Source organism: Pseudomonas sp. E1BtOHC1 (assembly GCF_058744285.1).
Genome location: NZ_CP196023.1, coordinates 4878398 through 4895319, shown reverse-complemented (window position 1 = coordinate 4895319; position 16922 = coordinate 4878398). Strand labels below are relative to the sequence as shown.

Below are 16922 nucleotides of genomic sequence, written 5' to 3'. Positions count from 1 at the left end.
ATCTGCTGCATCCGACTCACACCCGGGTTCTGAACAAGGCGCCCAGCGCTCGCGCTGGCGCCCCTCGTCTCGCAGAAGGACACAGACATGACCGTAGAACAAATACAAGTCGATACCCTGGTGGTCGGCGCAGGCCAGGCCGGCGTGGCCATGAGCGAACATCTGAGCAAGCTGGGGGTGCCCCATCTGGTGCTGGAGCGCAGCCGGGTCGCCGAGGCCTGGCGCACCGGGCGCTGGGACTCGCTGGTGGCCAATGGGCCGGCCTGGCATGACCGCTTTCCGGGGCTGGAATTCGATATCCCTGCCGATGCCTTCCCGGCCAAGGATCAGGTGGCGGACTACTTCGAGGCCTATGCCCGCCAGTTCAATGCGCCGATCCGCACCGGCGTGGACGTGCGCAAGGTGCAGCGCAATGTCGGACGCCCGGGCTTCACCGTCGAGACTTCCGAGGGGGTGATCCAGGCCAATCGCGTGGTGGCCGCCACCGGACCTTTCCAGCGCCCGGTGATTCCGCCGATCGCGCCCAAGAATGCACGGGTCGAGCAGATCCATTCCGCCGCGTACCGCAATCCGCAGCAACTGCCCGCGGGGGCGGTGCTGGTGGTGGGGGCGGGCTCTTCCGGCGTGCAGATCGCCGATGAGCTGCAGCGCGCGGGGCGCCAGGTCTACCTGTCGGTGGGTGCCCATGACCGTCCACCGCGCTCCTATCGCGGCCGGGATTTCTGCTGGTGGCTCGGAGTGCTGGGGGAATGGGACGCAGAGATTGCCAAGCCGGGCCGGGAGCACGTGACCATTGCCGTCAGTGGTGCCCGCGGAGGCCAGACCATCGACTTCCGCGCCCTGGCCCATCAAGGCATCACCCTGGTGGGTCTGACCCAGGCCTTCGACGGTGAGCGCGTGACCTTCCAGGCGGACCTGGTGGACAACCTGGCCCGTGGCGACGAGAACTACCTGGCGCTGCTGGACGCGGCCGATGCCTATATCGCCCGCAACGGCCTCGACCTGCCGCCGGAGCCCGAGGCTCGGCAGCGTGTCCCGGATCCGCAGTGCGTAAAGCAGCCGATCCTGGAACTGGATCTGCTGGCGGCGGGGGTTACCTCGATCATCTGGGCCACCGGCTATGCCGTGGACTTTTCCTGGCTGCAGGTGGATACCTTCAGCGAACAGGGCAAGCCCTTGCATCAGCGCGGTGTGTCCCGCGAACCAGGAATCTATTTCCTTGGCCTGCCCTGGCTGTCGCGCCGGGGCTCCTCCTTTATCTGGGGCGTCTGGCACGACGCCAAGCACGTCGCCGATCACATCGCCACCCAGCGTAAATACCTTGCCTACAGCCAAGCCCGGCAGACTTCGGCGCAGACCTGCGCGCAGCCGGAGACGCCGGTCCACAACCTCGACAGCGTGGGAGCCCACTGATGCCTACTCATACCCGTATTCGCATGTTCAATACCAAGGACACTTACCCCAACCAGTCCCTGGACAACGACCTGTGCCAGGCGGTGCGCGCCGGCAACACGGTGTACGTGCGCGGTCAGGTCGGCACCGATTTCGACGGTCGGCTGGTGGGCCTCGGCGACCCGCGGGCCCAGGCCGAGCAGGCGATGAAAAACGTCAAGCAACTGCTGGAAGAAGCCGGCAGCGACCTGTCCCATATCGTCAAGACCACCACCTACCTCACCGACCCGCGTTACCGCGAGCCGGTGTATCAGGAGGTGGGCAAGTGGCTCAAGGGCGTGTTCCCGATTTCCACCGGCCTGGTGGTCTCGGCCCTCGGCCAGCCGCAGTGGCTGATGGAGATCGACGTGATCGCGGTGATTCCCGAGTGACCCCTGTGCGGTGGTTTCCAGCGGCGCCGCGTCGAGCGTCCATGCGGGCCCAGTGGGCCAAGGAGTTCCCATGACTTTTTCCATCGTTGGCCGTTGCGCCGAAACCGGCCAGTTGGGCATCGCTATCAGTTCGTCGAGCATTGCCGTCGGCGCCCGCTGCCCCTGGCTGCGGGCCGGAGTGGGGGCGGTGGCGACCCAGAACGTGACCCTGCCGGCCCTGGGGCCGCAGATCCTCGACCTGCTCGAGCATCAGAAACTTGAGCCCGGCGCCGCCCTCGATCAGGCCCTGGGGCGCAACGGCTGGAGCCAGTACCGCCAGGTCACGGTGATCGACGGCCAGGGGCGCACGGCGCTGTTCAGTGGCCAGCAAGCCCTGGGCCTGCACAACGCGGTGGCGGGGGAGCAGTGCGTGGCTGCCGGCAACCTGCTGGCGCGGCCCGAGGTGATCGAGGCCATGGTCCAGGCCTTTGAAAACACCCCGGGCATGCTGGTGGAGCGCCTGCTGGCGGCCATGCAGGCGGCGATGGCGGCGGGGGGCGAGGCGGGGCCGGTGCATTCGGCGGCGCTGAGCGTGGTGGACGACCTGACCTGGCCCATCGTCGACCTGCGGGTGGACTGGGCCGATGCAGATCCCATTGGCCAGCTCGCGGGCCTGTGGCAGGCCTATCGCCCGCAGATGCAGGACTACCTGACCCGGGCCCTGGACCCCACGGCGGCCCCCAGTTATGGAGTACCGGGCAATGAGTGAGCATTCGAGCCGCGAGCTGTTGGCGCGGCTGGTGGGTTTTGCCACGGTCAGCCGCGACTCCAACCTGGAGCTGATCGGTTTTATCCGCGACTACCTGGCGGGCCATGGGGTGGACAGCGAACTGATCTACAACCCGCAGCGCACCAAGGCCAACCTGTTTGCCAGCATCGGCCCCAGCGATCGTAGCGGTGTGGTGTTGTCCGGGCACACCGACGTGGTGCCCGTGGATGGCCAGGCCTGGAGCGTCGAGCCGTTTGTCTTGAGCGAGCGGGAAGGGCGTCTGTATGGCCGTGGCACCGCCGACATGAAGGGCTTTATCGCCTCGGTGCTGGCGGCGGTGCCGGGCTTGGTCCGGCGAGAGCTGCGCATGCCGATCCACCTGGCCTTCTCCTATGACGAGGAGGTGGGCTGCCTGGGCGTACGGCCGATGCTCGAACGATTGCAGCAGCGGCCGCACAAGCCGTTGCTGTGTCTGATCGGCGAGCCCACCGAACTGCGCCCGGTGCTGGGCCACAAGGGCAAGCTGGCCATGCGTTGCCAGGTGCGTGGCGCGGCCTGTCATTCCGCCTATGCGCCGTACGGGGTCAATGCCATCGAGTATGCGGCGCGGCTGATCGGCAAGCTGGGGGAGATCGGCAGCCAACTGGCCCGTTCCGAACACCACGATCCGCGCTTCGATCCGCCGTTCTCCACGGTGCAGACCGGCACCATCCAGGGCGGCCGGGCACTGAACATAGTGCCGGCGGACTGCGAGTTCGATTTCGAGGTGCGCACCCTGCCGCAGTTCGATGCCCAGGCCGTGGTGGATGAACTGCAGCGTTATGCCCAAGACCAATTGCTGCCGCAGATGCAGGCGGTACAGGCCGACACCGGGATCGCCCTGCAACCCTTGAGCGCCTACCCGGGGCTGACCACCGCCGCCGACAGCGAGGCCGCCGAACTGCTGGCGCTGCTCAGCGGTTCGCGGGCGTTCGGCACTGTGGCGTTCGGCACCGAGGGTGGGCTGTTTCATCAGGCCGGCATCCCTACGGTGGTCTGCGGTCCGGGCAGCATGGACCAGGGCCACAAGCCGGACGAGTTCATCAGCCTTGAGCAGTTGCACGCCTGTGACGCCATGCTGCTGCGCCTGGGGGACTGGCTGGAACGTCCCGCCTGACCCTGTCCGGCGGTTGACGGGTGCTGTTTTACGCCCCCAGGCCACCTCCCGGATGGCCTGGGCGTTGGCGTTTGCGCGGCCGGTCCAGGGCCTTGGCTACAGAGCTTTTTCATGGTGCCGGAGCATATTTTTAGTATTTTTCCTCTCGCTCGCTGTGACGCACCATCCTCCCTACCTACATAACAACCAGGCCGTTACAACGGTCGACGAGGGAGTGCAGCGTGTTCGATCTCGGTTACTGGCAGCAGCGAGCTGCCCGGCAAACATTCATTGACCAGGCGCTGATCGGCGGCCAACGGTTGTCCGCCCAGTCCGGCGCCACGTTCGACGCCATCAACCCCGCCACCAATCAACTTTTGGCCCGGGTCAGCGCCTGTGGCGCAGCGGAGGTGGACCTGGCGGTGGCCGCCGCGCGCCGGGCCTTCGACCAGGGGCCCTGGGCGCGCATGGCCCCGGTGGAACGCAAGAAGGTGCTGCTGCGCCTGGCCGAGCTGATGCTTGCCCACCGCGAGGAACTGGCCCTGCTGGAATCCCTGAACATGGGCAAGCCGGTGATGGATGCCTGGAACATGGATGTGCCCGGCGCCGCCAACGTCTTCGCCTGGTACGCCGAAAGCGTCGACAAGCTCTACGATCAGGTGGCCCCCGGCGCCCGTAACAGCCACGCCAGTATCAGCCGTGAAGCCTTGGGGGTGATCGGCGCCGTGGTGCCCTGGAACTTCCCCCTGGACATGGCTGCCTGGAAGCTGGCACCGGCCCTGGCGGTGGGCAACTCAGTGGTGCTCAAGCCCGCCGAGCAGTCGCCGTTCTCGGCACTGCGCCTGGCCGAACTGGCCCTGGAGGCCGGGTTGCCGGAAGGGGTGCTCAACGTGGTGCCGGGCCTGGGTGCCGAGGCCGGCCGCGCCCTGGGCCTGCACCCGGACGTGGATTGCCTGGTGTTCACCGGCTCCACCGAAGTGGGCAAGTACTTCATGCAGTATTCGGCCCAATCCAACCTCAAGCAGGTCTGGCTGGAATGTGGCGGCAAAAGCCCGAATCTGGTGTTCGCCGACTGCCAGGACCTGGACCTGGCCGCCGAGAAGGCCGCCTTTGGCATCTTCTTCAACCAGGGCGAGGTGTGTTCGGCCAACTCGCGGCTGCTGGTGGAACGCAGCATTCATGACGAGTTCGTCGAGCGCTTGCAGGCCAAGGCTCGGGACTGGCGGCCGGGCAATCCCCTGGATCCGGCCAGCCGTGCCGGGGCCATGGTCGACGCCCGCCAGACCGCCAGTGTCATGGGCTTCATCAAGGGCGCCCGGGAGCAGGGTGCCGAGCTGGCGTGTGGCGGCCGGCAGTTGATCATCGATGGCAGCGACAACTACATCGAACCGACCATTTTCACTGGCGTGGATCGCCAGATGACCCTGTTCCGCGAGGAGCTGTTTGGCCCGGTGCTGGCGGTGACCCCCTTTGACCAGGAGGAGCAGGCTGTTGCGCTGGCCAACGACAGTGTCTATGGCCTGGCTGCGTCGCTGTGGAGCGATGACCTCAACCGTGCCCACCGGGTGGCCCGGCAACTGCGGGCCGGCACGGTGTCGGTGAACACCGTGGACGCCCTGGACGTCACCGTGCCCTTTGGCGGCGGCCGGCAATCGGGGTTTGGCCGCGACCTGTCGCTGCATGCCTTCGACAAGTACACCCAACTGAAAACCACCTGGTTCCAGTTGCGCTGAGCCATGCCTTGCGACCCGCTCGCCGGGTCCAGTGCCGCGCCGTCAGAGCGCGTCTTTGCCTGCCGCTCCGGCGGCAGGCCCACAACAATAAAAAACGGAGTGTGTGCCATGACTGCAAGTGTCTCCCTCGAGGCTGCAAGCCCCCTGCAACGCGGCGGTTTGCGCCGGGTCCTGGGCCTGGGTTCGCTGGTCTCGGTGGCCGTCGGCCTGGTGGTGTCTCAGGGGGTGATGGTGCTGATGCTGCAAGGGGCGGGGATGGCCGGACTAGGCTTCTTCATGCCTCTGCTGCTGGCGTATCTGATGGCCCTGACCTACGCGCTGTCCTTTTCCGAATTGGCGCTGATGGTGCCTCGGGCCGGCAGCTTGAGCAGCTACACCGAAGTGGCCATCGGGCACTTCCCGGCGATCCTCGCCACCTTCTCCGGCTACATGGTGGTGGCGATGTTCGCCCTGTCCGCCGAACTGCTGCTCCTGGACCTGATCATCGGCAAGGTCTACCCCGGCGCGCTGCCGCCGATGCTGGTGGCCTATGGCGTACTGGGCACCTTCACCTTGCTCAACCTGCTGGGCATCGATGTCTTCGCCAAGCTGCAGACGGTACTGGCGGTGGTGATGGTGGTGATTCTGCTGACCCTGGGCCTGGGCGCCATCGGCAGCGCGCAAGCGGATCTGCAACTGCCGCTGGATCAGGGCTGGAACCCCATGGAAGTGGGGGCGCTGGCGTTGGCGGCGATGGCCATCTGGGGCTTTGTCGGTGCCGAATTCGTCTGCCCGCTGGTGGAGGAAACCCGCAACCCGGAACGCAATATCCCGCGTTCGATGATCATTGGCCTGAGCATTATTTTCCTGGTGATCACTCTGTACTGCCTCGGCGCACTGCTGTGCATTCCCCGGGAGCAACTGGCGAGCCACCCGCTGCCGCATTTCCTCTTCGCCACCTCGGTGTTCGGTGAGGCCGGCAAGCTGTTCCTGGTGGGCGCGGTGATCACCGCGACCTGCAGCACGGTCAATTCGTCCCTGGCGGCGCTGCCGCGCATGCTTTACGGCATGGCGCAGAACGGCCAGGCCTTTCCCCAGTTCAAGCGCCTGAGTCCGCGCACCCGTACGCCCTGGGTGGCGGTGCTGTTCATTGCCGCCCTCACGGGCCTGCCGATCCTGCTGCTGGGCCAGGACCCGGATTCCATCAGCCTGCTGCTATTGGCCGCGGCCCTGGCCTGGCTGCTGGCCTACATCATTGTGCACATCGACGTGATCGCCCTGCGGCGTCGCTATCCCGAGGCGCCACGGCCGTTCCGCTCGCCGTTCTACCCCTGGCCCCAGGTGCTGGGCATCGTCGGCATGCTGTTTGCGATCTATCACGTTTCGCCGTCGCCGCAGATGACTGCGCGGATCTTCGGCAGCGCCGGGGTGGTGCTCGGGGTGATCTCGGTGATCGCCGTGGTCTGGATCAAATGGGTGATGCGCAAGCCACTGTTTGTTCCCGAGCCGCTGTTGCCCCTTGACCCGGGTCCCGCTGCAACCCCTTCCCTTGAATCCACTTGCCGTGCAGGAGAATGACCATGAGTGCTTCCAACCCTCAGCCAGACAACGCCCCGCAACGCAGTACCCAGGACTACCAGGCCCTGGACGCCGCCCACCATATCCATGCCTTTCTCGACCAGAAGGCGCTGAATGCCGAAGGCCCGCGGGTCATCGTCCGTGGCCAGGGCCTGCACCTGTGGGACAACGACGGCAAGCGCTACCTGGACGGCATGTCCGGCCTGTGGTGCACCAACCTGGGCTACGGCCGCAAGGACCTGGCGGCCGCCGCCACCGCCCAGCTGGAACAGCTGCCGTACTACAACATGTTCTTCCACACCACCCACCCGGCGGTGGTGGAGCTGTCGGAGTTGCTGTTCAGCCTGCTGCCGGGGCACTACAGCCACGCCATCTACACCAACTCCGGTTCCGAGGCCAACGAGGTGCTGATCCGCAGCGTGCGCCGTTACTGGCAGATCCTCGGCCAGCCGCAGAAGAAGGTGATGATCGGCCGCTGGAACGGCTACCACGGCTCGACCCTTGCAGCCACCGCCCTGGGCGGGATGAAGTTCATGCACGACATGGGCGGGTTGATCCCGGACGTGGCGCATATCGACGAGCCTTACTGGTTCGCCCATGAAGGCAACCTGACACCCGCCGAGTTCGGCCTGCGCTGCGCCCGCCAGTTGGAGGAGAAGATCCTCGAACTGGGGGCCGAGAACGTTGCCGGTTTCATCGCCGAACCGTTCCAGGGCGCGGGCGGCATGATCTTCCCGCCGGACAGTTACTGGCCCGAGATCCAGCGCATCTGCCGCCAGTACGACGTGCTGCTGTGTGCCGACGAGGTGATCGGTGGTTTCGGCCGTACCGGGGAGTGGTTCGCTCACCAGCACTTCGGTTTCGAGCCCGATACCCTGTCCATCGCCAAGGGCCTGACCTCGGGCTACATCCCCATGGGCGGCCTGGTGCTGAGCAAGCGCATCGCCCAGGTGCTGGTGGAGCAGGGCGGGGTGTTCGCCCACGGCCTGACCTATTCCGGGCACCCGGTGGCGGCCGCCGTGGCCATCGCCAACCTCAAGGCCCTGCGCGATGAGGGCGTGGTGACCCAGGTCAAGAGCGACACCGGTCCCTATCTGCAGCAATGCCTGCGTGAAGTGTTCGGCAACCATCCGTTGATCGGCGAGATCCAGGGCACCGGACTGGTGGCGGCCCTGCAGTTCGCCGAGGACAAGGCCACGCGCAAACGCTTTGCCAACGAGAACGACATCGCCTGGCGCTGTCGCACCCTGGGCTTTGAAGAGGGCGTGATCATTCGCTCGACCTTCGGGCGCATGATCATGGCTCCGGCTCTGGTGGCCAGCCGTGGCGACATTGATGAGCTGATCGACAAGACCCGCCGCGCCGTGGAACGCACGGCGCAGGAAATCGAGACCGGGCAGTTGCCAACGGCCTGAGGGCTGGCGCTGGATCGAGCGCTTGTCGGCGCTGTTAAAACACCACACCCCGCCAGAGTCGGACTCTGGCGGGGTGTGGTGTTGTTGCCATGGCTCAGGGGGAGCCATTTCCTGCTGTGGGGTTCAGATCCGGGCCACTAATCTGTGGCCAGGGTTCAGAACTTGCCGTTGAAACCTAGGCGGAAGGTGTCGTTGCGTTCGTCCGAGCCCAGGGCGGTCTTGTACGAGAGCCCCAGTTGCCAGGCGCGTCCGAGGTTGAAGTCGACGCCCATGTCCAGACTGGCGAAATCGCTGTCCAGGGCATCGGGCTTGAGCCGGTACAGCGTGCCTTCGTCGCCCTGGTCGGTGTAGCGCATCTTGTAGTCGCTGCTGCTACTGAAGTTGTGGCCCCAGGCCAGGCCGACCTTGGGCGTGACCACACCGATGCGGGTCATCAGGTCGTAGCCCGAGCGCACGCCGAGGTAGGAGGTGAAGTTCTGCTGGCGCTGCTCGTCGTAGGACAAAGCGTAAATGCCGCCGCCACTTTCACGGTAGGCGTCCATGCGCGTGGTGCTGGCATTCAGGCGGCTGTAAGGGGTCAGCGACAGCGGGCCCTGGCGGTACTCGTAGCTGGCGGTCAAGGAGGCGAACAACTGATCGGCATCCCGCGAGCCACGGGCATAGTCATCGGCACTGCCAGTGATGTAGCGGCGTGAGTCGAAGCTGATGCGGTTGTAGCCCAGCAGGCCGTCGACATACACCTGCGGGGCCAGGTTCAGGCTCAGGTAGGTGGCGATACCGATGGCGTCTGCATCACTGCGGGTGTGGTTTTTGCCGATGTCACTGCGGTCGTTGCCGTAGCCGAAACCGACACCGGCAATGGCGGTCGGCGACAGGCGATAGTCGACCCCGGCGCTCAGGCCCAGGGTGGTGAAGCTGTTGTCCCGCGCGCCCCGTGCATGGGTCGAGCCGACGTTGACGAAGCCGTCGCTCCAGAACGCCAGGGCATCCTGTTGGCAATTGTCTTTGAGGGCGGCAGCGGCTTCGCGTTTTTCCTGCTCGGTCTGGTTGGCCGAGGCCCCCAGTTGGTCCTGGACGGTCTTGGCGATCTCGCCCAGCGGCACTTCGCGACCTTCCTTGCGCAGGCTGGCGTTGAACGAATTGCGGTCGCAACTGATCTGGTGCAGTTGCTCCAGACGCCGGTTGAAGTTGTCCATCTGGGTGCTGGCAAAGCGTTCCGCGGCCCGGGTCTGGGCGTTGAGCAGGCCGATGACTTCGGCGTCCTTGGTCGGGTCCGGGCGCTCCTGGATCATGAAGCTGACGGTGCTCGCGGCGCTGGAACCGCTGCCGTTCTGCAGGCTGAAGCTGACGATGGCGGTGCCGGCGAAGGCGGCCGAGGGCACGAAACGCATCGAGAATGGGCCCATCATCATCGCCCTGCCGGCCGATGCAGGTGTGACCGAACCCAGGGTGGCCTGGGTGAACGGGCCGCCGGTGGCGCCTTGAGTCAGGTCGACGGTGGCCGATTGGCCTGCGGCGAGGATCTGGCTGGAGGCGGGTACGGTGATCGCCACGCTCGCGATCACGATCGAGTAGGCCTGTGAGCCCGTCGCCCCATTGGCGTCGGTGGCGGTGATGCTCAGGTTGCTGGTGCCGCTGGTGCTCGGCGTACCGCTGATCAGACCGCTGGCGGTGTTCAGGCTGAGGCCGGCGGGCAGGCTGCCGCTGGTGATGCTGTAGCTGTAGGGCGCGGTACCGCCGGAGACACTGAGGGTCGCGCTGTAGGGGCTGCCCGCCGTGCCGGCGCCCAGGGACGCTGGTGTCACCGTCAGGACCGGCGCGCTGACGGTGATGCTCACCGTGGCCGGGCTGGAGGTGCCGCTGGCGTTGGTGGCGGTGTAGGTGAAGCTGTCGGCGCCGGAGAAGCCGGCGGTCGGGGTGTAGCTGATGCTGGTGCCACTGGCAGTGGCGGTGCCATGGCTGGCTGCACTGGCCACGGCGACGCTGGTGGCCGCGCCACCGGTGATGTTCAGGGTGATGGGGTTGGCGCTGCTGTTGGCCGCTAGCGAAGCGCTGACAGCGTTGGCCACAGGCGCCTGGATGGCGACGGTGATCGAGTAGGCCTGGGAACCGCTGGCGCTGTTGGCGTCGGTGGCGGTGACGGTCAGGTTGAAGGTGCCGCTGGCGCTCGGCGTGCCGCTGAGCGCGCCGCTGCTGGTGTTCAAGCTCAGGCCGGCCGGCAGGCTGCCGGTGGTGATCGTGTAGCTATAGGGCGCAGTACCGCCGGAAGCGCTGATGCTGGCGCTGTAGGCCGTACCGACGATGCCGTTGCTCAGGGAGCCGGGGCTCAGGCTGATGCTTGGTGCACTGACGGTAATAGTCACCGTGGCTGGGCTGGAGGTGCCGTTGGCGTTGGTGGCGGTGTAGGTGAAGCTGTCGGCGCCGGAGAAGCCGGCGGTCGGGGTGTAGCTGATGCTGGTGCCACTTGCGGTAGCGGTGCCATGGCTGGCGGCGCTGGCCACGGCGACGCTGGTGGCGGCGCCACCGGTGATGTTCAGGGTGATGGGGTTGGCGCTGCTGTTGGCGGCGACCGTGGCGCTGACGGCGCCGGCGACCGGCGCCAGGCCATTGATCACGATGCTGTAGGCGCGAGAGCCGGTGGCGCTGTTGGCGTCGGTGGCGGTGACGGTCAGGTTGAAGGTGCCACTGGCGCTCGGTGTGCCACTGATCACGCCGGTGCCGGTGTTCAGGCTGAGGCCGGCAGGCAGGCTGCCGGCGCTGATGGCGAAGCTGTAGGGCGCGGTACCGCCGGAGGCGGTTAGGGTCTGGCTATAGGCCGTGCCCTGAGTGCCATTGGGCAGAGTGGTCGGCGTTATCGCCAGCGTCGGCGCGCTGACGGTAATGGTCACCGTGGCTGGGCTGGAGGTGCCGCCGGCGTTGGTGGCGGTGTAGGTAAAACTGTCGGCGCCGGAGAAGCCGGCGGTCGGGGTGTAGGTGATGCTGGTGCCGCTGGCGGTGGCGGTGCCGTGGCTGGCCGCGCTGGCCACGGCGACGCTGGTGGCCGCGCCACCGGTGATGTTGAGGGTGATCGGGTTGGCGCTGCTGTTGGCGGCGACGATGACGCTGACGGCGTTGGCCACGGGTGGCGCCAGACCGTTGATCAGCAAGCTGTAGGCGCGGGAACCAGTAGCGCTGTTGGCGTCGGTGGCGGTGACGGTCAGGTTGAAGGTGCCACTGACGCTCGGTGTGCCACTGATCACGCCGGTGCCGGTGTTCAGGCTGAGGCCGGCAGGCAGGCTGCCGGCGCTGATGGCGAAGCTGTAGGGCGCGGTACCGCCGGAGGCGGTTAGGGTCTGGCTATAGGCCGTGCCCTGAGTGCCATTGGGCAGAGTGGTCGGCGTTATCGCCAGCGTCGGCGCGCTGACGGTAATGGTCACCGTGGCTGGGCTGGAGGTGCCGCTGGCGTTGGTGGCGGTGTAGGTAAAACTGTCGGCGCCGGAGAAGCCGGCGGTCGGGGTGTAGGTGATGCTGGTGCCGCTGGCGGTGGCGGTGCCGTGGCTGGCCGCGCTGGCCACGGCGACGCTGGTGGCCGCGCCGCCGCTCAGGCTCAGGGTGATCGGGTTGGCGCTGCTGTTGGCCGCCACCGTGGCGCTGACCGGGCCGACCGTGGGCGCTGCCGCTGTATAGGTATAACCATTGGTCAGGGTCGCGCTACCGCCCGGCGTGGTGACCGCCACATTCACCGTGCCTGCGGCGTGGGCCGGGGTGGTGGCGGTGATGGTGGTGGCGTTGTTGACGGTGAAACTGCTGGCTGCTGTTCCGCCAAAGGTCACCGCTGTGGCACCGGTAAAGTTGGTGCCGGTGAGGGTGACGGAGGTGGCGCCTGCGGTGCTGCCGCTGCTTGGGTTGACTGAAGTCAGGGTCGGAGTCGCGGAGCTGGTGACCAGCAGGTTGTAGGTGGCGACCCCGCCATCGTTGTGGCCGTCATTGAGGGTGATGCTGAAGGTGTAGTTGCCGGCGGTGGTCGGGGTGCCGTGCAACAACGTGGTGGCGCTGCCGGGTGACGCGTTGAGGATCAGGCCCGGCGGCAGGCAGGGGGTCACACCATCGTAGTCCGGGTCGTTGGCATCGCACTCCACCCAACGGTCCAGGGGCATGGTGCCGCCGACGGACGTGATGTTGATGCTCATGCTCTGGCCCACCGCAATGGTGGGCAAGGTGCTGCCGGAGGCCGGGCTGGTGATCACGGGGGCGGCCGCCATGGCCTGGCTGGCCAGGGTCAGCATGACCAGCAGCAGAAACAGTGAAATCAGCGGGCGTGTCAGCCAGGTACCTGGCGCGATCAGCGGTGTTCTCATGAGGGCTTCCTGCCTTGCGACCGGTTCAGGGTCGTGTCCAGCGTCAGTGTTGATAAAGGTCCAGCGGTTACAGCACGGCTACAGCCGGCCCCTTGGGGGCAGGTATTACTTGATGCTCAGGGACTGTCGATCTCTTCTCGTGCGGCAATCCGCGCGGGACGCTGCATCTGGGTGTACAGGCCGGTATCGGCGCCGGCGCGGAAGCCCAGTCGCTCATACAATCCGCGGGCCCGGCTGCCGTGCTCGACACTCAGGCTGCAGGTCTGATGCTGGGCGTCGGCCTTGGCCAGTACTGTGCGCAGCAACTCGGTGCCGATGCCCCGGCCATGCCAGTCCGGCAGCAGGGCGATATCGACAATTCGCACATCGTCGGCTGCGTACTGCACGCACAGGCGCCCGATCGGGCTACCGGCCTGCTCGACGATCAGAAAGTCCGCAGCAGGGAAGTGCTTTTCATAGTGCTGGCGTTGCAGTTCGGCCTGGGTGTGCAGGAAAGCCCGGCGCTGGGCGTGGTTCCAGCCAGGCACTGCACTGACTTCGGCCCAACGGCGCGAGGCGTACAGCGCCTGGAGAAATCCCAGGTCGTGGCCGTTCTGCTTGCGCAGTACGGCCACGCTGCCTGCCGGCAACTGGAGAGGGGTGATGTGAGTCATGAGGCTCTGATCGGGTACTCGCCATCCAGGCAGATGCAGTAGGACAGCGTCTGGAAGGGTTGCATGGTGTTGCGCAAGGCCGTCGACGTTGCGCCGCTGCCGGCGTTGCCCACCGTGATGGCCGCCAGTCTCGGGCCTGTCGCGGTCGGTGCAGTGTTGTTGTACAGGCGTATGTTGCGGGGCTGCGCCAGATAGGCGGTGCTGTTGGGGATATCGAGGGCGGCCGCTGATTCGTTGCCGTCCTTGGCCACCACCTGATGGGTGTGCGGGGCGAAATTGCTGGCCACCATGGTTATCCGGTCGGCGCCGAGGGCCTTGCCAACTGGGATATCGCTCAGCCCGGCACCCATGGCCACGCGCCCGTTGAGATCGGGCAACTTGAAGTTCTGGCCGGGGGTGCCGCCATACAAGTTGCCAATCACCGAATAGAGGGCTGGATTTTGCTGGACCGTGATGGTCGAGCCATCGCAATACGCCCAGTTTTGCGGGACGAAGTTGTAGGGAAACAGTCTGATTTCACCGGTAAACGCATCCATGATCGGTCATTCCAGATTGAGTGAGGGGGTCACTGCTGTCGGGTCGGATAGAGGCCGAGCAGGCAAATGATGTAGTTGATCGCCAATGAACCCATCAGGTTGCTATGGGGGGTCGTGGCGCCACCGGCCGGGGTCAGTGCCGAGTCGAGAAACTGTGGGTTCAGCGGGACGCTGGCGGAGGTTCCGGTGCCTGCGCTGTACAGCCCGGTGATGATCCCCACGCCCGGGAATGTGGCAAAGGTCATGTTGTTGGGCGTGGCGGCGGGGGACGGGCTCGCCGACGTGGCATCCTGGCTGCTCACCATGAAGCCATGGGTATGGGGCGCGGTGTTTTCCGGCCTCATGGTCACGGCTGCCACGCCAAAGGTTTGGGTCAGCGTTCTTGGGGTCAGACCCGTTCCGGTGCCCTGGCCCACGGGCAGGCGACCCCGGTAGTCCGGCAGGCCGAAGTTGGTGCTGCCATTGCCGCCGTACAGGGTGCCCAGTAATGAATACAGGACCTGGAAGTTGCTGATCGGCAGCAACGTACCGTCACAAAACGCCCAATTTTCCGGCGCATAGTTACCGGCAAACATGCGGATCTCTCCGACGAAGGCTTCAGACATGTCAGTTTCCTTGCTTGAGGGTCTGTAGACAGCCGTTACTGGCGCGGCGGGTAGATGCCCGTCGTAGCGATGCAGAAACAGCCGACGATGGAGGGCTGCATGTTCGGCATGGCCGCGCCTTGGGTTTGGGTGATAGTGGCGGGATTGAGGCTGATCAGGGCGCCGGTGGCCACGGCGTAGGTCGGTTTTGCCGCGGCCCCCTTGGAGTTCGAGCTGACGGCGGGAATGTTGCCTGCCGGGTCATCGTTGCCCGGGTCGGTCGAGACATGCGTGGCATGGTTGTGCAGGGCCACCGAGTTTTGCGGCATCGTAACGGTCTCGCTACCGCCGATGCTGCCCAGCGCGTGCACATCCATGATCGGATCGACGGTGGAGGCTTTGTAGTTCTGCCCCAGGGCGACCCGGCCACGCAGGTCCGGCAGGCCGAATGTGGTGGTGCCGTTACCGCCATAGGTTTTGCCCAGGAGGGAAGCCAGCGCCACATTGGAGTTGATTTGCAGAACCTGGCCCTCGCAAGGCAGCCAACCCTGAGGTGCCCAACCCCAAGGGAACAAGCGAATTTCTCCGATAAAGGGATCCACGTTCTTTTCTCCTTGAACAAAATATTGGCGTCGGTAATCCATCTTTCGCTAAAGCTAGCGAGTGCGCGAATGCACAATAAACAGAATTGAATTTAGTTCGCAAATTTTATTTTTTAGTTGTTCGGTGGCGCTTGATTAAGCGTTCGTTGTAACGCCAAAGGTTGACGTTGCTGCTCAATTTTTGTATTGGCCGTAAGAGCGCTTGATGCGCTTTGTCTGTTACCGGGGAAATCGATTTTTATAGGGGGTAAGCCCCGGTCTGCATGCGCTACAGGCTGGGCTTCACTTTTAGAATGCGCTGGGCTTGGGCTTCTAAGTTGAGTGTTAGGAAACTAAGCAGGCTAACGATTCTGTACGAAAGTACTGGATGCTTAGTCTAAGGTCTTATGCGTTTCAAACGGTTGTTGAATGCCGTTTGCGCCTGTTTTAGTTGCGTCTGCTAGAGGCGGGATTTCAGAGTAAAAGCGTCGGGTATTGTTCGAGAAAGAACAGCGCTAACTCGATAGCAGAATCTAAGTATTGGTTTTAATTGAGTTTATTGATTGTTTCCTGGCGCCAGTAGAATGCCGCCCCGGGCGGGGCGGCACCTTGTCACTGACTTACAGCCCGGCGCTTTCTGCCGCCACGCTCTTGGGCTTGCCGTAGTGCCACTCATAGACCACGAACTTGAAGTCCTTGAGGTCGCCTTTCTCGTCGAAGCTCAGGTCGCCGGTGGGGGTCTTGAAGGTGCCGGCGTGGATCGCCTCGGCGACTTTCTCCGGGTCTTCGCTCTTGGCCGCGGCGATGGCCCCGGCAATCACTTCCACTGCCGAGTAGGACGGCAGCACGAACGGGCCGCTGGGGTTTTCCTTCTTGGCTTCGAAGGCTTCCACCAGGGCCTTGTTGGCCGGGTCCTGGTCGAAGGACTTGGGCAGCGTCACCAGCATGCCTTCGGAGGCATCCTTGGCGATCTGCGAGATCGAGTCGTTGCCTACGCCTTCAGGCCCCATGAAGCGTGCGGTCAGGCCCTTTTCCTTGGCCTGGCGCAGCAGCAGGCCCATTTCCGGGTGGTAGCCGCCGAAGTACACGAAGTCGACATTGGCCTGCTTGAGCTTGGCCAGGATCGACGAATAGTCGCGCTCGCCGACGTTGATGCCTTCGAACATCGCGACCTTGATGCCTTCCTTGCCGAGGATGTCCTTGACCGAGCTGGCGATACCTTCACCGTACTGCTGCTTGTCGTGCAGCACCGCCACATTGGTCGGTTTCAGCTGGGCGATGTAGCGTGCCGCCGCCGGGCCCTGGGCGTTGTCCAGGCCGATGGTGCGGAACACCATCTTGTAGCCCCGGGCGGTCAGCTCCGGGCTGGTGGCGGCCGGGGTGATCATCACGATGCCTTCATCTTCGTAGATGTCGGACGCTGGCTGAGTGGAGCTGGAGCACAGGTGCCCGACCACGAACTTGACGCCGTCATTCACCACTTTGTTGGCCACGGCCACCGCTTGCTTGGGGTCGCAGGCATCGTCGTATTCCACGGCCACCAGTTGCTTGCCGTCGACGCCACCCTTGGCGTTGATCTGCTCGATGGCCATGCGCGCGCCGCTGAACTGCATGTCTCCGTATTGCGCCACCGGGCCGGTCTTGGCCCCGGCGATGCCGATCCTGATGCTGTCGGCTGCCAGGGAATGGCAGGCGAGGCCGGCAAGAATCATGGCGCTGAGCAGTTGGGTGGCTTTGTTATTGATACGACTCATATGTTGTTCCACTCCTGTGGGTAACGGTTCAAGGGGTGTTGCGGGTGTTGCGTGAATGCATGATGC

The 16922-nt window shown here is 65.1% G+C and carries 13 protein-coding genes; 7 read left to right on the top strand and 6 right to left on the bottom strand.

Annotation, left to right across the window (positions count from 1 at the left end; genetic code table 11):
- The first annotated feature begins 87 nt into the window (after positions 1 to 87).
- The 7 genes from ACSSVC_RS22030 (at position 88) to ACSSVC_RS22000 (ending at position 8411) form a co-directional block, all read left to right on the top strand.
- Positions 88 to 1413 (top strand): flavin-containing monooxygenase, encoded by a 1326-nt coding sequence (locus ACSSVC_RS22030; RefSeq protein ID WP_346636438.1) that lies wholly within the window; start codon positions 88 to 90, stop codon positions 1411 to 1413.
- Complete coding sequence (locus ACSSVC_RS22025) at positions 1413 to 1823, top strand: RidA family protein (protein WP_011061806.1); 411 nt, start codon at positions 1413 to 1415, stop codon at positions 1821 to 1823. The genes ACSSVC_RS22030 and ACSSVC_RS22025 overlap by 1 nt, the downstream gene beginning before the upstream one ends.
- Positions 1824 to 1893: 70 nt before the next feature.
- Positions 1894 to 2571, top strand: a complete 678-nt coding sequence (locus ACSSVC_RS22020) for a DUF1028 domain-containing protein (protein WP_346636437.1) — start codon at positions 1894 to 1896, stop codon at positions 2569 to 2571.
- Positions 2564 to 3727 (top strand): acetylornithine deacetylase, encoded by a 1164-nt coding sequence (argE, locus tag ACSSVC_RS22015; RefSeq protein ID WP_492611369.1) that lies wholly within the window; start codon positions 2564 to 2566, stop codon positions 3725 to 3727. The genes ACSSVC_RS22020 and argE overlap by 8 nt, the downstream gene beginning before the upstream one ends.
- A 221-nt stretch (positions 3728 to 3948) precedes the next feature.
- The gene (locus tag ACSSVC_RS22010; protein ID WP_346636435.1) at positions 3949 to 5439 is read left to right on the top strand and encodes an aldehyde dehydrogenase; all 1491 of its coding nucleotides are present in this window, start codon (positions 3949 to 3951) and stop codon (positions 5437 to 5439) included.
- Between the two features lie 108 nt (positions 5440 to 5547).
- Complete coding sequence (locus ACSSVC_RS22005; RefSeq protein ID WP_492611368.1) at positions 5548 to 6996, top strand: APC family permease; 1449 nt, start codon at positions 5548 to 5550, stop codon at positions 6994 to 6996.
- A gap of 2 nt (positions 6997 to 6998) precedes the next feature.
- Complete coding sequence (locus ACSSVC_RS22000; RefSeq protein WP_346636433.1) at positions 6999 to 8411, top strand: aspartate aminotransferase family protein; 1413 nt, start codon at positions 6999 to 7001, stop codon at positions 8409 to 8411.
- 155 nt (positions 8412 to 8566) lie between these two features.
- On the opposite strand, the gene ACSSVC_RS21995 is transcribed toward ACSSVC_RS22000, so the two are convergent.
- The 6 genes from ACSSVC_RS21995 to ACSSVC_RS21970 form a co-directional block, all read right to left on the bottom strand.
- Positions 8567 to 12748: a putative Ig domain-containing protein gene (locus tag ACSSVC_RS21995; RefSeq protein WP_492611367.1), complete on the bottom strand. Its 4182-nt coding sequence runs from the start codon at positions 12746 to 12748 to the stop codon at positions 8567 to 8569.
- Between the two features lie 116 nt (positions 12749 to 12864).
- Positions 12865 to 13401 (bottom strand): GNAT family N-acetyltransferase, encoded by a 537-nt coding sequence (locus ACSSVC_RS21990; RefSeq protein ID WP_492611366.1) that lies wholly within the window; start codon positions 13399 to 13401, stop codon positions 12865 to 12867.
- Positions 13398 to 13937, bottom strand: a complete 540-nt coding sequence (locus tag ACSSVC_RS21985; protein ID WP_404937125.1) for a phage tail protein — start codon at positions 13935 to 13937, stop codon at positions 13398 to 13400. Before ACSSVC_RS21985 ends, ACSSVC_RS21990 begins: the two co-directional genes overlap by 4 nt.
- 29 nt (positions 13938 to 13966) lie before the next feature.
- Positions 13967 to 14542, bottom strand: coding sequence for a phage tail protein (locus ACSSVC_RS21980; RefSeq protein ID WP_346635572.1), 576 nt, complete (start codon positions 14540 to 14542; stop codon positions 13967 to 13969).
- A gap of 35 nt (positions 14543 to 14577) precedes the next feature.
- The gene (locus tag ACSSVC_RS21975; protein ID WP_492611365.1) at positions 14578 to 15123 is read right to left on the bottom strand and encodes a phage tail protein; all 546 of its coding nucleotides are present in this window, start codon (positions 15121 to 15123) and stop codon (positions 14578 to 14580) included.
- A gap of 599 nt (positions 15124 to 15722) precedes the next feature.
- Complete coding sequence (locus tag ACSSVC_RS21970; protein WP_346635570.1) at positions 15723 to 16856, bottom strand: branched-chain amino acid ABC transporter substrate-binding protein; 1134 nt, start codon at positions 16854 to 16856, stop codon at positions 15723 to 15725.
- Between the last annotated feature and the right edge of the window lie 66 nt (positions 16857 to 16922).